The 23,399-nt window shown below is 66.1% G+C and carries 19 protein-coding genes; 5 read left to right on the top strand and 14 right to left on the bottom strand.

Annotated features, from left to right (window positions below; all coding sequences use genetic code 11):
• Positions 1 to 2 precede the first annotated feature (2 nt).
• A complete protein-coding gene (locus ACP7AI_RS16850) occupies positions 3 to 1,010 on the top strand; it encodes an NADP-dependent oxidoreductase (RefSeq protein ID WP_426169877.1) in 1,008 nt (335 codons plus the stop codon).
• Here the strand turns inward: ACP7AI_RS16850 and ACP7AI_RS16845 are convergent.
• From ACP7AI_RS16845 to ACP7AI_RS16825, 5 genes are all read right to left on the bottom strand, one after another.
• Complete coding sequence (locus ACP7AI_RS16845; protein ID WP_426169875.1) at positions 1,007 to 2,998, bottom strand: hypothetical protein; 1,992 nt, start codon at positions 2,996 to 2,998, stop codon at positions 1,007 to 1,009. The genes ACP7AI_RS16850 and ACP7AI_RS16845 overlap by 4 nt on opposite strands.
• The gene (locus ACP7AI_RS16840; protein WP_426169872.1) at positions 2,934 to 4,493 is read right to left on the bottom strand and encodes an NAD(P)/FAD-dependent oxidoreductase; all 1,560 of its coding nucleotides are present in this window, start codon (positions 4,491 to 4,493) and stop codon (positions 2,934 to 2,936) included. Before ACP7AI_RS16840 ends, ACP7AI_RS16845 begins: the two co-directional genes overlap by 65 nt.
• Positions 4,494 to 4,624: 131 nt before the next feature.
• On the bottom strand, positions 4,625 to 5,773 hold the full coding sequence (locus tag ACP7AI_RS16835; RefSeq protein WP_426169869.1) for an acyl-CoA dehydrogenase family protein: 1,149 nt from the start codon (positions 5,771 to 5,773) through the stop codon (positions 4,625 to 4,627).
• Entirely contained in the window at positions 5,770 to 6,936 is a 1,167-nt protein-coding gene (locus ACP7AI_RS16830) for an acyl-CoA dehydrogenase family protein (RefSeq protein ID WP_426169867.1), read from the bottom strand. Before ACP7AI_RS16830 ends, ACP7AI_RS16835 begins: the two co-directional genes overlap by 4 nt.
• Entirely contained in the window at positions 6,933 to 7,727 is a 795-nt protein-coding gene (locus ACP7AI_RS16825; RefSeq protein WP_426169865.1) for an enoyl-CoA hydratase/isomerase family protein, read from the bottom strand. Before ACP7AI_RS16825 ends, ACP7AI_RS16830 begins: the two co-directional genes overlap by 4 nt.
• A 152-nt stretch (positions 7,728 to 7,879) precedes the next feature.
• Here ACP7AI_RS16825 and ACP7AI_RS16820 point away from each other — a divergent pair, with 152 nt between their 5' ends.
• Positions 7,880 to 9,571, top strand: a complete 1,692-nt coding sequence (locus ACP7AI_RS16820; protein ID WP_426169863.1) for a hypothetical protein — start codon at positions 7,880 to 7,882, stop codon at positions 9,569 to 9,571.
• Positions 9,572 to 9,588: 17 nt separating this feature from the next.
• Here the strand turns inward: ACP7AI_RS16820 and ACP7AI_RS16815 are convergent, their stop codons facing one another.
• From ACP7AI_RS16815 to ACP7AI_RS16775, 9 genes are all read right to left on the bottom strand, one after another.
• The gene (locus ACP7AI_RS16815) at positions 9,589 to 10,515 is read right to left on the bottom strand and encodes a class I SAM-dependent methyltransferase (RefSeq protein WP_426169860.1); all 927 of its coding nucleotides are present in this window, start codon (positions 10,513 to 10,515) and stop codon (positions 9,589 to 9,591) included.
• A 34-nt stretch (positions 10,516 to 10,549) separates the two neighbouring features.
• Positions 10,550 to 10,927: a GtrA family protein gene (locus ACP7AI_RS16810; protein WP_426169857.1), complete on the bottom strand. Its 378-nt coding sequence runs from the start codon at positions 10,925 to 10,927 to the stop codon at positions 10,550 to 10,552.
• Positions 10,924 to 11,538 carry a class I SAM-dependent methyltransferase gene (locus ACP7AI_RS16805; RefSeq protein ID WP_426169855.1) on the bottom strand — a complete coding sequence of 205 codons (615 nt, stop codon included), beginning with the start codon at positions 11,536 to 11,538 and terminating at the stop codon, positions 10,924 to 10,926. Before ACP7AI_RS16805 ends, ACP7AI_RS16810 begins: the two co-directional genes overlap by 4 nt.
• Positions 11,539 to 11,555: 17 nt before the next feature.
• Positions 11,556 to 12,473: a glycosyltransferase gene (locus ACP7AI_RS16800; RefSeq protein ID WP_426169853.1), complete on the bottom strand. Its 918-nt coding sequence runs from the start codon at positions 12,471 to 12,473 to the stop codon at positions 11,556 to 11,558.
• A 41-nt stretch (positions 12,474 to 12,514) separates the two neighbouring features.
• Positions 12,515 to 13,720 carry a glycosyltransferase family 2 protein gene (locus ACP7AI_RS16795; RefSeq protein ID WP_426169850.1) on the bottom strand — a complete coding sequence of 402 codons (1,206 nt, stop codon included), beginning with the start codon at positions 13,718 to 13,720 and terminating at the stop codon, positions 12,515 to 12,517.
• Between the two features lie 191 nt (positions 13,721 to 13,911).
• Complete coding sequence (locus ACP7AI_RS16790) at positions 13,912 to 16,416, bottom strand: ABC transporter permease (protein ID WP_426169848.1); 2,505 nt, start codon at positions 16,414 to 16,416, stop codon at positions 13,912 to 13,914.
• 11 nt (positions 16,417 to 16,427) lie between these two features.
• Positions 16,428 to 17,108, bottom strand: a complete 681-nt coding sequence (locus ACP7AI_RS16785) for an ABC transporter ATP-binding protein (protein ID WP_426169846.1) — start codon at positions 17,106 to 17,108, stop codon at positions 16,428 to 16,430.
• Between the two features lie 3 nt (positions 17,109 to 17,111).
• On the bottom strand, positions 17,112 to 18,434 hold the full coding sequence (locus ACP7AI_RS16780) for an efflux RND transporter periplasmic adaptor subunit (protein ID WP_426169843.1): 1,323 nt from the start codon (positions 18,432 to 18,434) through the stop codon (positions 17,112 to 17,114).
• A 66-nt stretch (positions 18,435 to 18,500) separates the two neighbouring features.
• A complete protein-coding gene (locus ACP7AI_RS16775; RefSeq protein WP_426169841.1) occupies positions 18,501 to 18,860 on the bottom strand; it encodes a UrcA family protein in 360 nt (119 codons plus the stop codon).
• Between the two features lie 181 nt (positions 18,861 to 19,041).
• Between ACP7AI_RS16775 and ACP7AI_RS16770 the strand changes: the two genes are divergently transcribed.
• The 3 genes from ACP7AI_RS16770 to ACP7AI_RS16760 are packed head-to-tail and all read left to right on the top strand — an operon-like array spanning position 19,042 to position 23,300.
• Positions 19,042 to 20,427, top strand: a complete 1,386-nt coding sequence (locus tag ACP7AI_RS16770) for a sigma-54-dependent transcriptional regulator (RefSeq protein ID WP_426169838.1) — start codon at positions 19,042 to 19,044, stop codon at positions 20,425 to 20,427.
• Entirely contained in the window at positions 20,424 to 21,776 is a 1,353-nt protein-coding gene (locus ACP7AI_RS16765) for a sensor histidine kinase (RefSeq protein ID WP_426169835.1), read from the top strand. The genes ACP7AI_RS16770 and ACP7AI_RS16765 overlap by 4 nt, the downstream gene beginning before the upstream one ends.
• Positions 21,777 to 21,791: 15 nt before the next feature.
• Positions 21,792 to 23,300 carry a lipopolysaccharide biosynthesis protein gene (locus ACP7AI_RS16760; protein WP_426169833.1) on the top strand — a complete coding sequence of 503 codons (1,509 nt, stop codon included), beginning with the start codon at positions 21,792 to 21,794 and terminating at the stop codon, positions 23,298 to 23,300.
• The last annotated feature ends 99 nt before the right edge of the window (positions 23,301 to 23,399 follow it).

Here is a 23,399-nt window from a genome sequence, read left to right as displayed (position 1 = left end):
GCATGTCGGCAGGCGAAATGGAACGCATCGTGCTTGTCCGGCACATCGACGGCGCGCCGAGCCCGGAGGATTTCCGTGTCGAGCGGCTGCCGATCCCCGAGCTTGCCGAGGGCCAGTTCCTCGCCAGGAATCATTTCGTGTCGTGCGATCCCGGCACCCGCTCACGATTGTCGCCAGGCGCATCCTATGCGCCGCCGTTGCAGCCCGGGGCACCGGTCGACGGCTTCTCGGTCGGCGAGGTCATCGCGAGCCGCAACGATCGCTTTGCTGTCGGCGATCATGTCGCGCTGACCGGCTGGGCGACGCATGTCGTGTCGAACGGTCGCGGCTATGCAGTGAAGCTGCCCGATCTCGGCGTGCCGGAATCGCTTTGGATCGGCTTGCTTGGCGTCCCCGGCATGACGGCCTGGTTCGGACTGAGGCGGGTGGCGCGGCTGCAGGCCGGCGAGCGGGTGCTTGTCACCTCCGCCGCCGGGCCGGTCGGCGCCACCGCCGGGCAGCTCGCCAAGCTGTGGGGCGCATCCGCGGTTATCGGCATCGCCGGCGGGCCGGAGAAATGCCAGTGGCTGCGCGATGTCGGCTTCGACATCGCCATCGACTACAAGGCCGCGGATTTCGAAGCGCAGTTCACCGCCGCGGCGGCCGACGGCTTCGACGTCATGTTCGACAATGTCGGCAATGCGATGATCGACCGGGCGCTGCCGCATATGAAGATGCGCGGCCGGATCGTGGTTTCGGGACAGGTCGCCGACTATAATACGCCGCTCGATCGGGTGCCGGGGCTGAAGAACACCCGCGAGTTCATTACGCGCCGGCTGCGAATGGAAGGGTTGGTGGTTTTCGACGACCTTCCTGGCTTCGCCGCCGCCCAGGCCGAACTGGCAGCGCTGATCGCGTCGGGCGCTGTCCAGTACCGGGAAGAGGTTTTCGAAGGGCTCGCCAGTCTTCCGCAAGCATTTTGCGGATTGTTCACCGGCGCGAGTTTCGGCCGGCGCGTCGTCCGGGTCTAGCGATAATCGCCGCACACATAGATGTGAAATCGGCCGCTACGGAAGCGGCCGCCATCGCCTAGCGGCAATTCGAATGGCACCGGCGGCGTCCAGGTCTGCCCAGGAGCTGCCACGACAGGCGTGGCCAGGATCAGGGCGCCGAGCCGGGGTTCCTGGCGACAGACGGCGACCAGGTCGGCGATCCGGCGGGGCGGACTCGGCGCTTTTCCGGGCAGCGGGCAGAAGTCGAACTGGCGAAAATCGAGCCCGCCCAGTCGACCAAAGCTGCTGGCACGAGCGGCGTAGGAGATCGCCGTGCCCCGTGAGAACAATACGCCGGCGCCTTGGTCGCACGAGAAATAGCTCGGCTGCTGCAGCATCAGCCAGAGAGCCGTCATGTCACCCTCCCAATAAAGCCCGCCTGTCTTCGGCAGCATGGCGACAAGCTCGGTCGGCGCCTCGTGGACATTATCGACATATCGTCGCCAAAGTGTCCGCTGGTCCCAGGCGATGCCGGCAGCCGACACTGCGAGCCCGGATATGACCAGCACGACGGCGGGCGGCGCGGTCACACGACCAGCGGCGAGGGCAAGGATGCCACCCAGCAGCGCCACAGCACTTGCGGCGCGCGCGATCGCCATCACGTTGGGGTCGATGCCCGCGACCCCCGACGACACGCCCGTGGCGAACACGAGCAACTGAACGACGGCATAGATCACGATAATCGCGATCCATCGCGGCGGGGTTCGTCCGGACAGCTGCCGCCAGGTCCCGACCGTGGCCAGCACCAGCATGATCGGCGCCAGCAGCGCACCGGCCTGATAGAAAAATCGCGATGCCGCGAGCATCACGACGCTGACAGCCAACAGGAACAATTCGAGGCGCGACAGCCGCGCATCGCCGCGCAGCACGTCGAACAGCAACGCGCCGAGGTACAGATGCGCTACCGCGGCGGTAAGCCAGGTCCAGCGCCAGGCCTGGATATCCGTGATCAGCACGTTGCGCATCATATCGCCGCCGACCCAGGCAATCAGCATTCCCGCTGCACCGACCCCTGCTGCCGCCAGCAGCAATGGCCGCGCCTGTCGCCTTCCCAGCGACCAGGCGACCGCCACGGCTGCAAAGATGTTTGCCGCGGCACTCCACTCCAGGTCGCCCCATTCCGAAACGAGGCAATGAGGATTGCGGCTGGCGACGATTGCCAACCACGTCGGATCGAAACGCTCGGTCAGTCGTGAGAAGGGCTCGATGCCGACCCCGGCCAGCGCCAGGATCGCGGCAATGCCGATCGCGGCCAGCGCCCAAAGCCAGCGGTGCTGCCGGGCCTGCATGACCAGCAGCACCGCGCAACCCGGGATCGTCATCAGCGGGTGAATCGCCATGGCCGTGATCAGCGCGAGGACGGACGGCAGCAGCTGCCTGCGCATCATGAGGCCAAGTCCGGCCAAGGTCAGCGCCTCGGCCAGCAATCGTGGTGTCAGATAGGGCTCGGCATAGCGAAACGCGATCCCGCCCGGCAGCGCAATCGCGGTCGCAGCCGCCGCCAGCGCGACAGGCCAGCCACCGAAACAGCCGCGCGCCAGCAACAGGGCGGCCGCAACCCAGCCGACGGCGCAAAGTGCCAGCATGGCGATGTTGCCACCAGCGTTGCCGAGCAATGCCAGCGCGGGCGCATACAGGCTGGCAAACACGGAAAACTGATCCTGCGAGCCATAAGCCAGGAACAGGTCCTCGCTGTAGCGCCCGGGATACCAGCGCGACAGCGCCTGCAGCGTGTAAAGCCGCGAATCGTGGAAAATGCCCTGGTAAGAATGCGTTGTCAGCCACAGCGCGGCGATGCCCAGCAAGGCGGCAAGCATCGGGACGGATCCGATTGCCGTGTCGCCGGTCTTGCCATCTCGCAGAGATTGTCGGCCGTTCATCTGATCGCCGCCGGCGCGACGGCTATTCGCCCGGTACGGCGATGGCTGGTGACACCGGGACGCGGCGCTCGCTGGCCAGGGCGGCAAGCTCGCCGCCGGTCAGTGCCGGCCGCTTCGACGGATCGATCGCCTGCTGCGTCCCGGCTGCGCCGTCTTCATGATATTCGGCGTCCTGGTTGACCTGCCAGACGTCGTAAAGCTGCTCGCCGGCCAGGATGTTGCGGACGGTCAGCATCGCCGTCATCATCGCATGGTCCTGGTTGTTGTACTTGTGCATTCCGTTGCGGCCGATCAGGTGCAGCCCCGGATATTGCGCGTCGAGACCGCTGCGCATGACGTCGACATGGTCCTGATAGTCGGCGTCGTACACGGGATAGGCCTTGGGCTGGCGCACGACCGTGCCTTCGACGATGTCGGCGGCGTCGGCAAGGCCGAGCTTGACCAACTCGGCGCTGGCCATCGTCACGAGTTCGGCATCGTCGGCGGCCCAGACGCCATCGCCTTCGAAACAAAAATACTCCATGCCGTAGCAGTTCAGCGCAGCGTCCGGGACCATTTCGGGCGACCAGGACTTGAAGTTCTGGATGCGGCCGACCTTCACATCGGGATCATGGATGTAGATCCAGTTGTCGTCGAACAGGTCGCGATCCTTGATGATCAGCGCGACGACGAGGAAATCGCGATAGCGCAACGCTTCGGCTGCCCGGGCCACGGCCGACGGTACCGGCGGCTGCAGCGCCCGCGCCAGCTCGCGCATTGGCATCGTCGAAATGACATGATCGGCGTTGCGGACAAGTTCGCTGCCGTCGGCGGTGGTCGATGTCACCTGCCAGCGGCCGTCGGCAAGCCGCTCCACACTGCTGACATGCTGGCCCATCAGCACCTTGCCGCCCTGGTCGCGGATGCGGGCCGCGGCGGCATCCCACAGCATTCCGGGCCCCTTGCGCGGATAGCGGAAGCTGTCGATGAGCGTCTTGACCATCTGGTCGCGCGGCACGTCGGACTTCTGCGGCAGCAATGCGTGCCAGATGGCGGTGGTCAGCGACAGTCCTTTGATGCGCTGCGCCGCCCAGTCGGCCGAAATCTCCGTACACTTCATGCCCCAGACCTTTTCGGTGTAGGTGCGGAAGAAGATCTGGAACAGCCGAGTGCCGAAGCGCTGCGTCACCCACTCCTCGAAATTTGCCGGCGCCGGGCCGGGATTGAGCCGCACGCGGGCGTAGGAAAGAACGCAGCGTGCCGCCTCGACGATGCCGAGCTTCGACAGCGCATCAAAGGCCCGCAGCGGGTAATCGAACAGCTTGCCGCTATAAAATATACGCGATTTGCGCGGCCGCTCCAGGAAATCGTGCGGCAGCAGCTCGTCCCACAGCGCCTCGACTTCCTGCGATTTCGAAAAGAACCGGTGGCCACCGATGTCGAAGGAAAAGCCCTTCCAGGTGGCGGTACGCGAGATGCCGCCGACATAGACGGGATCGGCCTCGAGCACGGTCACGGCGACGCCGGCCTTGCCGAGCAGATAGCCGGCGGTCAGGCCCGCCGGGCCCGCGCCGATACATATCACCGTCTGGTCCGAACTCATCACGCCCCCGCTACAGGGAGGCATTGCCCCCATCGCACCCCTGTCATGGATGCTTCAATCACATTTCCGCCCCGTTGGAAACCCTGAACTGTTGTGTTCAACAACGGCGACAAGCCGATAATAGTAAAGGACTATAGGGTGGCGATATCGACTTCGCGGCCGAGCAGGACGCGACCCGCCAGCTCATAGGTCGGCGGCGCCACCATCATGTGCTGGGTCGCGACATGGGCATCGCGGAACCGGCGCTGCAGCGGGTGACTGCTGTACACCGCGCTGCCGCCGGCATGGTCATAGGCGGTCCGCACGACATCGGCGGCGGTGCGGGTGAGGTGGGTCGCCGACAGCCGCAGCCGCGCACGGATATCCGCGTCCAGAGTCGAGCCGGTGGTGGCGAGCGCCCAGGCTTCGGCGACGGTGAGGGTGACAAGCGCGCGGGCGGCGGCAAGATCGGCCTCGGCGCGGGCGAAATCGGCCTGGACAACGCTACGGTCGGCGAGAACGCGTGACGACCCGGCGCCCTTCTTGGTCGTCGCCAGCGCCTTCAGGTCGTCGAGCGCGGCGCGCGCATTGCCGCCCGCGACCGCAGCGATGCCGAGCGCCAGCAGCCCGAAAGGAGGAAAGGCGTAGAGCGGCCCCTCGTCGCGCGGTGTGTCGGTTATGAACGAGACGCTGCGCGACCGCGGCACACGGACATTCGCCACGGCCATGTCGCCCGATCCGGTGCCGCGCATGCCGCTCGCGTGCCAGGTGTCGATCAGTTCGACCTCGCTGCGGCGGAAGATCATCATGCGGTGATCGGGGGCACCGCTCGCGAGCATGCGCATGGTGCCGCCGTCGAAGATCAGCGCACCGCCGACCAGCCAGTCGCAATTGGCCGAACCGGACGCCCACGACCAGCGGCCCGAGACGATAAAATCGTCGCCCTCGACGATCGCCTTGCCCATCGGTGCGAAAACACCGCCGCTGATCGTGGCGGCATCGCCGAACACCTCGACCGACCAGGGGTCTGGCAGCCAGGCGGCGCTCAACGCCGTCGTCCCGGCGATCATCGCGCACCAGCCGGTCGCGGCATCGGCGGCGCCGAGGATCTCCAGCGTGGCGATTATCTCGGCCGGAGTGGCTTCGGCGCCCCCCAGCCGCTTCGGTACCGCCATGCGAAACAGGCCGGCGGCGGCCATATCGGCGGCAAGGTCGGCGGGCAGGCGGCGCCCATCTTCCGTGTCGGCGGCGCGGGCGGCGATGGTCGGTGCGAGATCGCGGGCGGCGTCGAGCAGGCTCACAGCTTCAACAGCGACGCGAGGTTGTTCTTCTGCATGTCGCTCGATCCGCCGACGATCGGCATGCCGAGCAGATCACGAACATGACGTTCCATGTCAAAAGCGTCAGTCAGGGCATAGGCGCCCATCACCTGCTGGCAGATCAGCGCGATTTCGACGCCGGTGTCGGCAACGAACAGCTTGGCCATGCTGGTTTCGACCGAGCATGCCCTGCCTTCGTTGGCGAGCCAGGCGGCGTGGTAGAGCATGTGGCGGGCCGCCTGCAGCTTTGTCCGGGCGGTTACCAGCTTGTGCCGGACGCTCTGGTGCTGGGCGATCGGCTTGCCGAATTGCACGCGCTGCTGGGCATAGGCCCAGGCTTCGTCGAGCGCGGCCCGGGCTATGCCGAAGGCGACGGCAGTGATCTCCAGCTTTTCGACGTCGAGCGCACGGCCGGCGAGCAGCTTCCAACCTTTGTTCCACATCGCCGGCCCGCCAACGATATTGGCGGCTGGAATGCGGACATTGTCGAGATAGACGTCCTGGCTTGCGGTGTAGCGCAGGTTGCCATGATGAATGTCCTGCATGGTGACGCCAGGCGTATCGGTCGGGATCAGCACGAACGACAGGTTGCGATAGCGGTCTTCCGCCGGCCCGGAGCGGACCAGCGCATAAATGACATGCGCCCAGTCGGCGCCCGAGCACCAGCGCTTGGCGCCGTTGATCACGACGCTGTCGCCGTCCATTTCGGCGCGGGTGGAGACACTGGCGAGGTCGCCACCGACATCGGGCTCGCTCAGGCCATAGGCGAAGAACAGCTCGCCCCGGGCGAGGCGCGGCAGATATTCGGCCTTTTGTTCGGCCGAGCCGTTCTCGGACAGGTTCATGCCGCCATAAAAGGCCGTGTGGATGAACGGCCCCGCCAGGCACGGCCCAACCTGGGCGAGCTCCTCGATGACAGCGATGGCGGCGACGATATCCTGGCCGGCGCCGCCATATTTGGTCGGCACGGTCAGCGCGGTCAGGCCCAGCCTGTTGAGCTCGGCATAGACGTCGCGCGGCCAGGCATGGGCGCGATCCCAGGCGATGCGCGCTTCCCGCGGCGCGTGCTGCGCGACGAACCGCGCGACAGTGTCTCGCAGCTGGCCGATATGCGCCGGTTCGTCGACGAAGCTCTGCAAGGTCACTCCCCGGTTAACGTCGGTGCGCGGCGCTCACGGACGGCGGCGACCGCCTCGGCGCGGTCGGCGGCCATGTTCGACATCATCTCATAGGCGATGGAGGTGTCCATCATCTGGGCGACGAGCGCCTTCAGCGGCGTGTTTGTCACCGTCTTGGTCCAGCGCACCGCCCAGCGGGGGGACGCCATCAGCTTGGCGGCCAGCTCGGCGACCTTGGCGTCGAGCTGGTCGGTGGGGACGGCGTGGTTGATGAGGCCGATCTCGGCGGCCTTGGTGGCCGTCAGCATGTCGCCGGTGAGCAGATATTCCTTGGCGCGGGCATAGCCGATAAGCTGCGGCCAGATGACCGCACCGCCGTCGCCGGCCACCAGCCCGACCTTCACATGCGGGTCACCGATGACGGCGCGCTCGTCGGCGATGATGATGTCGCAAAGGAGGGCGATGGTGGCGCCCAGCCCGGCAGCAGCGCCGTTCATCCGGCAGATGATCGGCTTTTCGAGGTCGAGCAGCGAAGTGACGATGCGCTTGGCATCCCAGCCGATATCGCGAAACTTCCTGGGGTCGGCGATCTGTTCGGCAAACCAGGCGAAATCGCCGCCGGCGCAAAAGGCGCGACCGGCACCGGTCAGCACGATGATGTCGCTGTCGGTGTCGTGCTGAAGGTCGGTGAACACCCGCGCCAGTTCGTCGTGCATGAGGCCGTCGACGCCGTTGACAGGGTTGGCGCCGGTGATCGTCGCGGTCAGCACGCGGCCCTCGCGCTGAAACGTGAAGCGGCTGTAGCCGTCGAGCGCCATCGTGCAATCTCCCCGGGGGACACCGTGACGGAATGGCAAAGCGCGGTCAAACCAGCCGGAGCGGCGGCGACATCTTGCCATCCGCTGCGCAATCCGCGACCAACGCGGTTTACGGCCGGCGGCAGGGGCGGCTGGGATCGGCGGGGGCATCTGTGAAGGATCTGCGACTATCGAGCGTCCCGGTGGCGGTCGGATCGACGTCGTTCCTCGTGTTGCTGCTGACGGTGATCCTTGCCCAGCAGCAGGTCACTTCGATTTCGGCGCTCTTCTTCTACATCCAGGATTATTTCGTCGCCTGCGCGATGATGGCGCTGCTGCTGCTCGCGATTGTATGGCGGCCGGCGCTGCGGCTGCCGGACAGGCTGCCGACGTCGCCGCAGATCGCCGGTGCTGCCATCGTGCTCGCCGGGCTGCTGTGGCTCGGCACCTATGTCGTCATGCTGAATTATCCCCTGACCCGGGACGAGCACATGGTCGTGTTCGACATGGCCATCTACCGGGCAGGACGACTGGCCCAGCCCATGGATGCCGCCTGGGCGGGCTATTTCAAGGCCCTGGTGCCGACGTTCCTGCTCGACGTTCCCGACAACCGGCTGCTGGTGTCCGCCTATCTGCCGATGAACGCCGCGGCGCGGGCGCTGTTCAGCCTGGTTGCCGATCCGGCGCTGTTGAACCCAGTGCTGACCGCGCTGGGCTTGCTGCTCATCTATCACCTGGCGCGGCGGTTGTTCCCGGACTCGGCGGGTGCGGTCTGGACCGTCCTCCTAGGCTATATCCTGTCGACGCAGATCCTCGTCAACGCGATGACCAGCTATGCGATGGCCGGCCACCTGTTTCTCAACCTGCTCTGGCTGTCGCTGTTTCTCGATGGCCGCCGCGCCGCTCATGCCGGTGCAATGGTGGTGGGCCTCGTTGCGGTCGGCTATCACCAGGTCATCTTTCACCCACTGTTCGCGGCGCCCTTCATTCTCGGCCTGGCGCTCGATCGTCGCTGGCGGGCATTCCTGGCCTATGTCGCCGCCTATGCTGCGGCCGGCCTGTTCTGGATCAGTTATCCGCAGTTTGTGACCAGCCTTAGCGGGATTACGGCCGCGAACGGCAGTGTCGCAGGTGCAGGCGGCTTTCTTCAAGATCGAGTTATTCCGCTGCTGCTGCAGCGCGACCCGTTCACGCTGCAAAAGACGCTGTTCAATCTGCTGCGAACCCTGACCTGGGCGCCTCTGTTCCTGGGGCCGCTGCTGGTGCTGGCGCTGCCCAGCATCCGCAATCGTCAGGGCATCGCGGCGCCGCTGGCGAGCGGCGTCGCGATGACCTTGGTGGCGATGGTGATCCTGCTGCCCAGCCAGGGCCATGGTTGGGGCTATCGCTACCTGCATCCGGTTATGGGCAACCTGCTGCTGCTTGCGGGCTATGGCTATCGCCAGGCGGCGATCGCGCACCGCGCGTCGGCAGACAGGCTGGTCGCGACGCTCGGCGGCGCGACCGCGGTGTTGCTGATCCCGTTCCTGCTCTGGTCGACGCACCGGTTTGTCGAGCCTTATGTCCGGCTGACCGCGCTGATCAGCCGTCAGCCATCGGACTTCGTGATTGTCGATACCAGCCCGCCATCGACGGCCATCGACCAAGTGCGCAACGCCGCAACCCTGGCCAACCGGCCGCTGGTGTTTTCCAGCCGGCATCTGTCGATCGCGCAGATTGCCGAACTTTGCCGACGCGGCGCTGTGAGCCTGGTGGGCCGCGATGCGTTTGCGGCGACGGGGTTTGTTCGGCGCAACCCCGATGAAGCCGGCGGCCAGAAGATGGTGCCGGGCCTGACCGCGGATTGCCTGATCGGTGCAAGATAGCCGGTGCGTGGCCGTCCCTATTTCACCGCCACCGAACAGATCATCCCTGCCAGTCGATAGGATTGAGGAGAGCGGATCAGCCAGCGATCGATGAAGCGCAGCCAGCCGATGACGAGCAGCATGGAGGCCCGGATCACCAGATACGGCGTGCGGCGCTGGCCCGCGATGCTGACGGCGACATATTCGCTTAGGATGTTGATGACGGCGCTCGTTGGACCATAGTGCGGTTCGACAACCGCCGAGGAAAAGTTGCGCAGCAGTTGCTGCATGCCATCCCGGGTGAAGTTGCAGTAATGCGCCGGATAGCCGTGATAGGGAAACAGGAACGGGTTTATGCAGAACAACTTGCCCCGTGGCTTCAGGATACGCAGCACCTCGTCGATGACGGCCTGCGGGTTCGGGACATGCTCGATCACGCTGTCGAGGATCACGTAATCGACGGAATTGCTCGCAATCGGGGATTTCTCGATATCCGCGGCGATATCGACGTTGGGAAACGGAAACAGATCGATGTTGATGATCCCGTCGTTCAGGCGGCGGTTGCCCGAGCCCAGTTCCACGACGGTCGCGCCGGGTTCGATCTGTGCGAGAAAGGCCGCGCGGTGGTCGAACGGCGCATACTCGCTGGTGATGACCCGCTGACCGAGGTCGTAGAGGCGTCCGCGCAGGCTGCGGTGGTGCATGCGTTCCTGCTGGAACGAGGCATCTTCGGTATCGGGCAGCGCCGCTGCGGCGAAATCGAAACAATCGCCGTGATGTCGGTAGGAGGCCTGGCATGGCGCGCAGCCGACGTCGGCATCGGACATCGTCAATACGCCGCGGCATTGCGGGCAGCGCAGGATCGCAGCGATGCGCGCCGCGCGGGGTCCATTCGACCTGCCGGTCGGCACCAGGGCGGCCGGCTCCGGAGTTTCGATCCGCTCGGCGATTTCCTGGCCGGTCAAGACACGATCCTCACTATACCCGCATGCTCGAAAGTCATCGGTAGATGGCCCAATGCGCGGAAAGGTAGTTCCAGACGTACAGCACGATAGTAGCGACCGGGGCCGCAACGACGACCGGCAGGCCGACGCCCGAGCAGAGTGTCGCCATGACGATGAAATACAGCGGAAATCCGGCCGCGATGCCCGATGCAAACCGCATGAAGTCGCGCCAGGACAGCGGTGCGACGAAAGTGTAGCGCGCATGCAGCAGGTAGCCCAGCGGCGTGACGATGGCGAACGCCAGCACCGCCAGCGGCATGTAATGGGCGCCCAGCGCCGCGCCGGCGATCATCACCACGTTCTGCATGATCGCGCACGCGGCGCCGATCACCGTGTAACAGGCGGTCCGGCCGATATGGGACCGGCGCGTCACGGCCGGACCAGCGCTGCAAAATTGTTGCGCCACGGGCCGATCCGGGCCTCCGCAACGACGGCGGACCTGCCAAAGCTGTCCGCCAGGATGGTCCTCAGCTCTGCAAGGCCGAGGTAGCCGATCCGGTCGCCGGTCAGCCATCGATCGGAAAGATATGACATCCAGTGGATCGGCGTGAAGGTCCGTTCCCAGTCCTTGAACAGAAAGCTGCCGTCAGGAGCCAATGCGGTCCGGATCGACGCCAGCAGCGGCCGTCGCAAGGCATCGGGGACATGATGAAGCACGTCGCTCAATATGATCAGGTCGAATGATGCCGGTTCACTGGCGGCAATATCCTCGACCGGGCAGTGAATGAAGCGCAGGCGATGGCGCGGGCCGCGATACAGCCGCCCCAGGTTGGGGGCGACGTCGATGGCGGTGATCTCCGCGTCCGGATACAAGGCCCGCAGGCGCTCGGTGACCGCACCCTCGCCACAGCCGACCTCGAGAATGCGGCGCGCGTTCGGAACCCACTGGTGCGTGCGGTCGGCCAATGCGCCGATATCGATGAAAATGGCGCGATAGGCGTCGCTTACCTGATGTTCGAACGGACCGAACGCGCGCCTGATCATCGCTCCGACAGCCATGGTCAGAAGCTGCCCTGCAGATTGGCGCGCAACCTCGGCAGGACGCGCTCGACAATGCGGGAGTCCCGAAAATAGCGATGCAGGCCGGCTGGCCCCAGCCCGAGCAGGTCCAACAGGGCACGCGGCAGCTTGCCGAAGTTGCCGGTCGCCGCCGACGCCAGTGCGGTGTTCACGGCGATCGACGTCGCAGCGGCGCGCCTGACACGCTGTGATGAAGCCTTTACCCGTGGCAGGTGGCGATCGAGGACGACCTGCATCTGGTTGGTGAAATCCTTGATGTCGCGACTGCCTGTCATCGTCAGGGACCCGCCGTGGATACGGAACGCCGTGGTGACCTGCTCCCGATAGCGAACGTGGCCGATTGCCGCCATCTTCAGCCAGATATCCCAGTCGGCCGTGTACCAGAGTTCCTCGTCGAGGCCGCCGCTGTCTCGCCAGGCGTCGGTTCGAAACACCGGCGCCGGCGCTGAAACGAAATTCTGGACAAGCAGCCGTTCCAGTACGAGTTCGGCCGGTGCGACGCCGTCCGTCGGCAACGGGCAGCCCCAGACGCCGAGCGTTCGCCCGCTGTTGTCGACGATCGCGGACGGGGCGAGGAGCAGCGCCGCTGCCGGGTCGTCATCGATCCAGCGCCGGGCCGCGTCGGCGCGGCCGGGAAGCCACAGATCGTCCTGATGCAACCAACAGGCATGCGCGGCGCGGGCGATGGTCACCCCGAAGTTGGTCTTGGCATGCCACATCAGAAGATCGGGTCGCTCGTGGACCTGCACATCGATGCGGCCGGCGAAGCTGCGGGCGATGTCGACGGTCGCCGTTGTCGGACTGCTGTCGATGACGAGCACCTCGATGCCGGCAACGGCCTGGCCAGCCACGGATTCCAGCGTCTCGGCGAGCCACTGGTCGCCCTTGTGTGTCGGCACGATGACCGTCAGCCAAGGTGCATCTGGCCCGGGATCGACGATCACGGCTGAAACTCGATCACGTCGGCGGTATGACCGCCATGGGCGAGGAACGCTGCTTCGTTGCCGCCGATAACTGCGAGCAGGAAACCCCCGAACACGGTCTGGGCGCCGAGGACGACGGCAGCGATGGCGAGCACGACGGGGAGCACCGAGGCGAGCGCGACATAGCCGGCATCGGACCAACCCGCCGCGACCAGCAACAGGCCGAACGCGCCGCCGAGGATCGACGCGCCGCCGGTGATGAGCATGGTTTCCAGCGTGAGAATGTCGCGCAGGCGGATCATCAGCGTGTGCGGCGTTCGATAGCCGGCCTTCACGCCGTAGAGATGCGTGGCCACCGCCATGACCAGCGCAAGGTGGCCGAGGCCGAGAAGGGCGCCGGCAAAGACAGTCCATGTCGTGCCGAAAGTGGGCGCGATGATGCCGCGTGTGCCGAGCCAGGACGCGATCAGGATGAGCACGGCGCTCGCCATGGCAAGCAGCGCGGGTACAGCGAACAACCCGGTGGGGCTGAGCATGAACAGGTAGCGCAGATGCCGCCACCCGTCCCGCCAGGGCCGCAGGTGCGGGGCGCCGCCGCGCAGGTCGGGTGACAGTGTCGCCGGCCGTTCCTCGATGACCAGGCGGCGCAACGCGGCCTTGATGACCATCTCGCTGGCGAATTCCATGCCGGTGCCGGCGAGTCGGAGCGAAACCAGCGCATCCTTGCGAATTGCCCGCAACCCGCAATGCGCATCGCCGATGCCTGACCGGAACATCAGGTTGAGCAGGCCGGTCAGCACCGGATTGCCGATGTACCGGTTCTTCCACGGCATGGCGCCCGGGGCGATGCCGCCCTGGAAGCGGGATCCCATGCAGAGGTCGGCACCGCCCTGCAGGCTGGCGATCATCGCCACGCCCTCGGTGAAGTCATAGCTGCCGTCGGCGTCGCCCATCAGTACGAAACGGCCTCGCGCCGCGCGGCCGCCGCCCAGCAAGGCCGCGCCATAGCCGCGGACCGGGACATCGACGACCCGCGCGCCGAGCTGCCGGGCCAGCGCCTGGCTGCCATCCGTCGAACCGTTATCGGCGACGACGATTTCGCCGGAAAGCCCGAGTTCGGCCGCCAGCCGGTCGAGCGCCGCGTGCGCATTGGCGATACAATGCGCAAGACAGCCAAACTCGTTCAGGCACGGCATGACGATCGACACGTCGATGTCAGGCACATGTGTGTCCTGGCGCGACCGATCGTCGGCAACCAACGCTGCATGCTGCATAAGAAACGCCCCCGACCCAATATAAAGTCGAGCTGCAGCGCGCCGTCAAGTATTTCGTGGAACGCCATGAAAGATCAGCATTTCATTTGCGGGACTTAACAATTGGCGAACGCCGCCCCGGTGCACGCCGCTGTCACGTTTCATTCATAGCGCAACGCCAGCGCCGGACTGCTGCGGGCGACCTTCAGGGCGTGGCCGATGATCGTCGTCGCGGCGATCAATGCAGCGGCGGCGCCGGCACCAATGAACCATTGCGGGCCGAGGTTGATCCGGTCCGAAAAGCCGTTGAGCCAATCGCGCATCAGCCACCAGGCGACCGGCCAGGCGATGATGTTGGCGATGAGCACCGGCTTGGAGAACTGCCAGACCAGCAGGCGCACGATGTCGCGGGTGCGGGCGCCGAGCACCTTGCGGATGCCGATTTCCCGCGTCCGGCGCTCGGCGGTGAAGGCGGCAAGGCCATAAAGCCCGAGGCAGGCGACGATGATGGCGAGGCCGGCAAAGGCCGCAAATGTCGTTGCCCGTGCTTCGTCGGCATCATATTGCTGGCGCACGATATCGTCGGCGAATTCGGCTTGGAAGGGCACCAGCGGGGCATAGCGTTTCCACACCGCCTCGACACGGTCACGCACCGCGCCGGCTTCATTTGCCTTCACCCGCACCACCATTTCCGAAAGATAGCTGCGATCATAGATGAACATGATCGGTTCATAGGGGTCCCGGAACGAGCGCAGCCGCAGGTCGGCCACCACGCCGATGACGGTCGCCGGCACCAGGCCGAACTTTTCCGCCACCGCGGCGACGCGAATGGTCTTGCCGACCGCCTGTTGCGGGGTTCCGAGCCCCAGCTTCCTGACGGCCTCGCGATTGAGGACGATGTTGATGCCGCGGGCGACCAGCGCGCGTTGCTCGTCATCGGTCGCCTCGGTGCCGCTGCCGGCGCGGCCGTCGTCGCCGGGGTTGGCGCGGTCGAACAGGCGGCCGGCGATCGGCTTCAGCCCCATGGCACCAAAAAAGCCGGTATCGACATTGTAGTTGCCGACCTCGAACGGGCGCGGGTTGCCGTCGATGCGAACCGAGGTGTTGATCCTGCTTTGCGTATTGACGCCGATGGTGGTGCGGCCGACGCCTTCCACCCCCGGCACCCGCGCGACGGCATCGACCAGATTGTCGGCGACGGGCTCGATCTGCCGCCGGCCGATGCCGGTGACCTGAAGCAGCCCGGTGCGGTCATAGCCGCCGTCGGCGGAGCGGACATAGGCGGTCTGCGCGGCGACGACGGCGGTGCAGATGACCAGCGCGATCGATACCGCGAACTGGCCGACGACAAGGATGCTGCGCAGCCGGCCTGAACCTTGCGTGTCGGTGCCGCTGCGATTTGACTTCAGCACCGGCGCCGGATCGAAGCGCGACAGCACAAAGGCCGGATACAGGCCGGCGGCGATGCCGACGACGATGACGAGCGCGATGATCGGCGCCAGTATGCCGCCGGCGCCGAGATAGTGAAGCCGCAGATCGGCGTCGAGAAAGGCCGACAGCGCCGGCAGCGTCAGCTCGACGATGGCCAGCGCGACGATCATCGCCAGCGCCGCGACGACGAGCGATTCACCCAGGAACTGCGTGACCAACTGGCCACGACTGGCACCCATGACCTTGCGCAGCGCCACTTCTCGGGCGCGCTGCCCGGCCCGTGCTGTCGAAAGATTGGTAAAGTTTATGCATGCCATCGCCAGAATCAGCACGGCAACCAGTGCAAAGGTCGCTATGGTGCGCGGATCGTTGCCGGGGGTCAGCCCGCCGTCGCTGGCCTCGCCGAGATGGACGTCGGTGACCGGGACCAGCTTCCAGTCGGTGGTGTCGCCTTCGCTGACCATCACGCCGCCGACATCATAGGGGGCGATGTTGCGCTTTTCCCAGGCCGCCAGGCGCGGGCCGATGTCGGCGGGGGTCACGCCGGGCCGCAGCCGGACATAGTTATACCCGGCATTCCAGCCGAAGCGGGTGTAGAATTCAGGCGGCTGGCCGATGACGGCGGTGTTGTAGGGCACCACCATCGTCATCGCGACATGGGAGTTTTTGGGCAGGTCGCGCATCACCGCGGTGACGTGATAGTCGATGACCTTGCCGTTGCGGACCATCGACAGCGTCTTGCCGATCGGATCGACGCCGGGGAATCGCCGGGCGGCCTCGCTTTCGGTGAGCACCAGGCCATTTATGTCTCTCAAGGCCGTGCGGCCATCGCCGCGCACCGTCGGCAGCGCGACGATATCGAGAAAGCTCGGGTCGGCCATCAGCACTTCGGAGGTCGAGGCGACGCCATCCTGCAGGATGACGGGCGAACCGCGGGCGACATAGGCGACGGCCTCGATCTCGGGAAAATCCTTGGCCAGCGTGCGCCCCACGGCATAGGCCGACATCTGCGACCCGTGCTCGCGATTGTTGTCCGGGTCATCGTAGAAGGTCTGGACCTGGTAGACGCGCTCGTGTCCCGGCAGCCAGTCGTCGTAGCTGGTTTCATAGCGGACGAAGAGCAGCAGCATGATGCACGCCGCCATGCCGATGGCGAGGCCGAGGATGTTGATCGCGGCAAAGGCGCGGTTCCGCGACAGCGAGCGCAGGCCGGTCATCAGGTAATTCTGGAGCATGGTCCGATCCTTCAGGCAGCGCGGCGGGTTTCGAGCAGCACGCGGCCGTCGAGCATGTTGACGACGCGGCCGGCATAATCGGCGTGCGCCGGGCTGTGGGTGACCATGATGATGGTGGCGCCGTCCTCGTTGAGGCTGCGCAGCATGCGCATCACCTCCTCACCGTGCACGGTGTCGAGGTTGCCGGTCGGTTCGTCGGCGAGGATCAGCGGCGGTTCGGCGACAACGGCGCGGGCGACGGCGACCCGCTGTTGTTGACCGCCCGACAACTGGCTTGGCCGGTGGCCGGCGCGGTGGGCAATGCCGACCTTGTCGAGCACCTTGTCGACGCGGGTACGGCGCTCGGCGGCGCTGATGCCATGATAGAGCAGGGCCAGTTCAACATTCTCGCGCACCGTCAGCTCGTCAATGAGGTTGAAGTTCTGGAAGATGAACCCGATCCGGCGCTTGCGGATGTCGGTCAGCTCGCTTTCGCCCAGCCTTGCCACTTCACGGTCTTCGAGCCGATAGGAGCCGGCACTCGGCCGGTCGAGCAGGCCGATGATGTTGAGCAACGTCGACTTGCCGCAGCCCGACGGGCCCATGATGGCGACGAACTCGCCGGCGTCGATCTGGAGGTCGATATTATCGAGCGCCGTCGTCTCGACCGTTTCGGTGCGATAGGCCTTCTTGAGGGCCGACAAGGTAAGCATGGGCTATTCTCCTGAAAGCTTGAGGCGTTGCTTGTCGGCAAAGCCGGTGTAGGCCGAGGTGATGACGCGGTCGCCGGGTACGAGCCCGCCGATGACTTCGATATTGTCGGGATTGCGGCGACCAAGGCGGACCGGACGCTTTTCGGCGCTGCGGCCGTCAGGGGCGACAACAAAGGCGGTGGCGCCGCCCGACGCCTTGTCGAAACTGTCCTGGTAAAAGGCGCCGTTTGACACCAGCACCGCCGGCGCCGGATCGCCGAGGGTCAGTTTCGGCTGCAGGGTCTGGCCGCGCTGCAGTGCCGGCGGCTCGCCACTGTCAAAGGTCAGGTCGGCGGTAAAGGTACCACCCGTCACCTGCGGATAGATTTTGGCCACGGTCAATGCCCAGGTCCGACCGTTCCATTCGACGCTGGCGCGCTGGCCGGGCCTGACCCGTCCGAGATAGAATTCATCGATCGCCGCCACCAGCTTGTTGCGGCCGGCGCTGTCGACCTGGCCGAGCCGTTCGCCGCGCGTGAGGCTCTGGCCGACCTGCGGGTTGAAGCCCGACAATTGCCCCGACACGGGCGCCCGGATGACCAGCGCTTCAAGGCTGGCGCGGGCGAGCCGCAGGTTGGCGGACAGCTGGCTGGCGGCGCTCCGCAACTGGGCGAGCTGGCTGCTCTGCAGGCGCTCCTCGGTCGCCATGGTCTCGGTTGTTATGGCGCGACGGCGGCCGAGGTACAGCGCTTCGTCCTGCGAATCCTTGAGGGCCTTGCCAGACACCCAGCCGCCGGCGGCAAGGCGCGTATCGCGATCGAGCTGGCGATTGGTCCGCTGGACCTGCCATTCGATCTCGGCGAGGTTGCGCCGGTTTTCCAGCCGGCTGCGCTGGAGCTCGAGTTCCTGCGAGCGCAAGTTGTTAAGCTGCTGGCTGACGTCGGCCTCACGCGCAATCACATCAAGCTGGAGCGTCGCGTTGGACAGATTAGCCAATGGTTGTCCTCCTGTCACAGTGGCCCCGTCCTCGACAAGTACGCGATCGATCCGGCCGCCTTCGACGGCATCGAGGTAGACGGTGACAAGCGGCGTAACGCGCGCCCGCAGCGGCACGAAATCGTCGAAAGTGCCGGACTTGACCGTGGCGATGGTCAGATTGCGCGTGGCGATCGTCTGCGATTCCAGACTGCCGGTGACCAACCAGGTTGCAGCAGCGCCGGCAAACACCAGCAACGTCGCGCCGATCAGGAGGCGGCGCGACAGCGGCATCCGCCGGGTCTCGACCTGCCGATCCATGGCGGCGCCACTGGGCTTGGCGTCGGTAGTTTTCAGGCTGATGACGCTCATTGCGGCTCCATCGAAGAATGGGGCCGGCGGGCGCGCGAGGGGCGGCGCGCCCGCCGGCGGCAGGCGTCACTGGCTGACGGTTTTCGTCGGGACGGTGGCGGCTGCAACCATGCCGCCGGCACTGCACGCGGCGAGCATCTCGACCTGGGGCAGGGCGTTGGCGATTGCGGTGTCGACACAGGCGCGCTCGGCCATCATGGTGGCAGTCGGCCGGTGCCCGTTGCTGGTGCAGATCCGCTTGGCGGCGCGGCGGACCGCGGCGTCGAGCCTGGCGCGGACGGCAGGGTTGCCCAGGTTGTGCAACGGGACGCTGATCGTCGTCGTCGGCGCATCGGTTGCGAGCACCGGCGTCGCGATGCCGACGGTGGCGATCGTGGCCGAAGCGGCCAGGACCAGGGTAAGTGCGGTGCGGAGGATGGTCGTCATGGCGGGGGTCCTTTGGTCTCGTGTGGCCGGGGTGAACCACACCACAGGCTTTGCAGGGATCGTGCCAAGTCGGTAAGTAACTGTAATCTAGCGCGAAGGCGCCGCGCAGGTGGAAAAGCCCAGCGGCGCGCTGTTCATTTCCGGACAGTCGCTGTACAATTATGGACAGTATTGGAGACCGATGGCTGCGACCGGCACTGCCCTGATCGTTGATGATGATGCCGATGTCGCGCTGTCGGCACGCTTGTTGCTGCGCCCGTTTTTTGCTGAGGTCGTCGTGGCGCATGACCCGGCGGCCATCCCGGCGCTGCTGGCGGCGCATGATCCCGACGTTGTCCTGCTCGACATGAACTTCGCGCGTGGCCAAAGCAGCGGTGCCGAAGGTTTTCGCGCGCTGGAGGCCATCCGGACCATCGATCCGAACAGCGTGGTTGTCGTCATCACCGCCTATGGCGGGGTCAACATCGCCGTCGAGGCGATGAAGCGCGGCGCCACCGACTTCGTCACCAAGCCCTGGGACAATGAACGGCTGGTGGCAACGGTGAAGACCGCAGCGGCGCTGCGGGGCAGTCGCCGCGAGGCAACCCATGCACGCCAGCAGGTCGCCGAGATTGCCGGTGTTGCCAGGCCCGACAGCCCGCTGCTCGGCGCCTCGCCGGCGATGTGTGCCGTCCATGCGCTGGTCGATCGTGTCGCGCCGACCGACGCCAATGTGCTGGTGCTGGGGGAGAACGGCACCGGAAAGGAGCTGATTGCGCGTGAGCTCCACGCCCGCTCGCGCCGCGCCGGCGGGCCGTTCCTGTCGGTCGACCTCGGCGCCGTGGCCGAAACACTGTTCGATTCAGAACTGTTCGGCCACAAGAAGGGCGCCTTTACCGACGCCCGCGCCGATCGCATCGGACGGTTTCAGGCGGCCGATGGCGGTACGCTGTTCCTCGACGAGATCGGCAATCTGCCGCTGCACTTGCAGCCTAAGCTGCTGACCGCGCTCGAGCAGCGACAGGTCACGCCGGTTGGCAGCAATCGCAGCGTACCGTTCGACGTGCGGGTGATTGCCGCCACCAACCTGTCGCCAGCGATGCTTGCCGATGAACGCCGGTTTCGGCCCGACCTGCTGTTCCGATTGAACACGGTCGAGATCCTGCTGCCACCGCTTCGCGAACGGCGGGAGGATGTGCCGCTGCTGCTCAACCATTATCTGGCGCTCTATGCCCGGAAATACGGCAAGCCGTTGCCGACCCTGCCGGCGAGCCTGGCCGGGCAGCTGGCGAGCTATGGCTGGCCGGGCAATGTCCGGGCGCTCCGACACGCCGCCGAACGGGCGATCATCCTCGCCACCGGCGACAGCTTCAGCGCGGACGATTTTCCGCTGCCCCGCGTTGCGCCGACCGTCGCGCCGGCGGTGGTGCCTGCGGAGGCCGACAGCGACATGAATCTCGAACGCAGCGAAAGGCGCATCATCGAACGCGTGTTGCAAAAGCACGCCTACAACATCTCCACAGCGGCGGCCGAGTTGGGCCTCACTCGCGGGTCGCTCTACCGCCGTATGGAAAAGCACGGCTTGTGAGTGAGCGCGGCCGCCTTGCCAGCCTCGGCCGCCGGTTCGAGGTCGGGTTGGCGCTGCGCATCGGCGTGCTGCTGATGGCGGGTGCCGCGCTGGCCTGGGCAGTGACGCGGCCCGGCCTCCATGCCACCAGCCTGCTCGCCGGGCTGCTGACCGGCGCCGCCATGGCGGAGCTGTGGTTGTTCCTGCGTCGCACCAACCTCGCCGTGGCGCGCTTTGTCGAGGCGCTGGAGCATGGCGACCTGGCGCAGGGGTTCGGCACGCTGCAGACGGGCGCCGGCTTCGATGCACTCGGCGCCAGCATGGATGGCGCGATTGCGCGCATGCGCCGCGAACGGAGCATCGCGCAGGATGACAGCCGCTATCTGGCGGCGCTTGTCGAGGATGTACCGAGCCCGTTGATCAGCGTCGCCGCCGACGGCCGCTTGGCGCTGGTCAACAAGGCGGCGCGGCGGCTGTTTCCAGGATCAGGTGTGGTACGCCTAGGCGATCTGGCGAGCTATGGCGCGACATTTGCGGCGGATGTTGCCGGCCTGAAGCCCGGCGAGCGGCGCCAGACGCGGATGCTGCTGACCGGCGTCCCCACTGCGGCGCTGCTGTCGATGGCAGAGGTCCATCAGGGCCAGGATGTCACCCGCATCGTGGCGGTCCAGCCCATCCAGCAGGAACTCGACCGCGCCGAGCTGGCGGCGCAGACCGATCTCGTGCGGGTGCTCACCCATGAAATCATGAATTCAATGACGCCGGTGACGTCGTTGTCGGCGACCGCAGCGGGGTTGATCGCGGCGGCCGACAGGGGTGACGACCCGGCCATCAGCGATGCCCGCGCCGCCATCGAGACCGTGGCGCGGCGCGCCGAAGGCATCATGCATTTCGTTCGCACCTACCGTCAGTTGACGCGGCCACCCGAGCTGCGACGCGGCCACGTCGACGTCACCATATTGTTCGCCGAACTCGCGAGGCTGTTTGAAAGCGACTGGCCGGCATTGCCGCTGGCAGTGACGGTCGAACCGGCAGCGCTGTCGATCGACGCCGATCCCGACCTGCTGGCGCAGTTGCTGATCAACCTGCTGCGCAACGCGGCGGAGGCGGTGGCCGGCAGGCCCGACCCGCAGCTCAGCATGGCCGCGACGCTGCTGAAGGGCGGGCGTGTCGCCATCGACATCGTCGATAACGGACCGGGGATCGCCGCCGAACTGCGCCAGGATATCTTCCTTCCGTTCTTTTCAACCAAGGCGGACGGCACCGGCGTGGGCCTCAGCCTCGCGCGGCAGATTGCCCTGGCTCATGACGGCGCCCTGGTGTGCGAACCTGTCGACGGTGGCGGCACCCGTTTCCGTCTGACGCTCTGACGCAAGCCGGCTAAAATGTCTGTTAAACGGAATATTGCAGCGAACTATATCGGGAGCGTCGTTGCGAACCTGTTGTCGTTGCTGCTGGTGCCGATCTACATTCGGTATCTCAGTCTCGAAGCCTATGCCCTCGTCGCGTTGTTCGCGGTGATCCAGGCCTGGATGGGCCTGCTCGATCTCGGCATGGCGCCATCGCTCGGGCGCGAAATGGCGCGATTTACCGCCGGATCCATGCCCATCCAGGCCATCCGCGACCTGCTTCGCAGTCTCGAACTGCTGTATTTCGGCATTGCCGGTACGGTTGCCGTGGTGCTGACGCTCTTTGCCGGCGGTATCGCCCGCCACTGGCTCAACGCCGAGGAGCTGCCGGTCGAAACTGTTTCCGGGGCCCTATCGATGCTAGGCATCGTCGTCGCCATGCGCTTTTGCGAAGGATTGTACCGCAGCGGCATCATGGGCTTGCAGCAACAGGTCTGGTTGAATGCCGCCGCGATCGTGCTCAACCTGTTGCGCAGCCTCGGCGCGCTGGCGGTCATCGTCCTCGTGGCGCCGACTGTGCAGGCATTTTTCGTATGGCAGGGGTTGGTGTCACTGCTGTCGCTGATCGTGCTCGGCACAAAGCTGCGCACGCTGTTGCCGCAGCCGCCGCGGGCGCCGCGCTTCTCGCGAGCAGCGCTGGTTACCGTCCATCGCTTTGCCGGCGGCGTCTTCGGCACCGCCCTGCTGGCATTGCTGATGGCGCAGGGCGACAAGATCCTGCTGTCGCGACTGCTCAGCCTGCCGGGATTCGGCACCTATATGCTGGCCTCCACGATCAGCGGCGGCCTGTGGCTTGTGGGGGGGCCTGTCGTGCTGGCCGTATCCCCGGCACTGGTCCGGCGCTTCGAGGCCGGTGATATGGCCGGACTCAGCGCCGCTTATCACCAGGCATCGCAGCTGGTCGCCGTGGTTGCCGGCCCGGCCGCCATGTTGATGGCGATGTTTCCATACGGGCTTTTGTTCGCCTGGTCGGGTGATGCCGGGCTGGCGGCGCGGGCAGCACCGATCCTGGGGCTGCTGGCGATCGGCACCCTGATGAACGCGCTATACCAGGTGCCGCATTACCTGCAGATGGCTTCGGGCTGGACCGGCTTGACGCTGCGGCTGATGCTGGCGGCGGTGGCGATCATGATCCCGGCCCTGTTATGGCTGGTGCCGCAGCACGGCGCCATCGCGGCAGCGGGAATCTGGGCGTCGGTCAACGTGCTGTTCGTTGTGGTCGGTGTCCCGCTGCAGCATCGCCGCCTGCTGCGCGGCGAGGCGGCACGCTGGTATCTTTTCGATGTCCTGCGCCCGCTGTTCGGCGCAGGGCTGGTCATGACCGTAGCCTGGGCCGTGCAGCCGGCGATGACAACCGGGCGACTGGGCTGGCTGGGCTTCTGCATGGCAGCCGGGTTGGCGGCGCTGCTGGCATCGGCGGCGCTTGCCGATGGCGTTCGTCGCCGGCTGTGGGCCTTCATGGCATCGCGACTCGCGACCGGATGAGCACGAAAACCTATGACTTGTCCGGCGACGCGCCTTAAACAGGCGGCACAATAGACGGTCGGGGCTTTTCGGCCGGAGGGGCAACGCGTTGGAAGAATT

Source organism: Sandarakinorhabdus sp. DWP1-3-1 (assembly GCF_049896705.1).
Lineage (GTDB): Bacteria > Pseudomonadota > Alphaproteobacteria > Sphingomonadales > Sphingomonadaceae > Sandarakinorhabdus.
The sequence above is the reverse complement of the archived record's forward strand: the minus strand, read 5'-3'. Positions and strand labels throughout refer to the sequence as shown.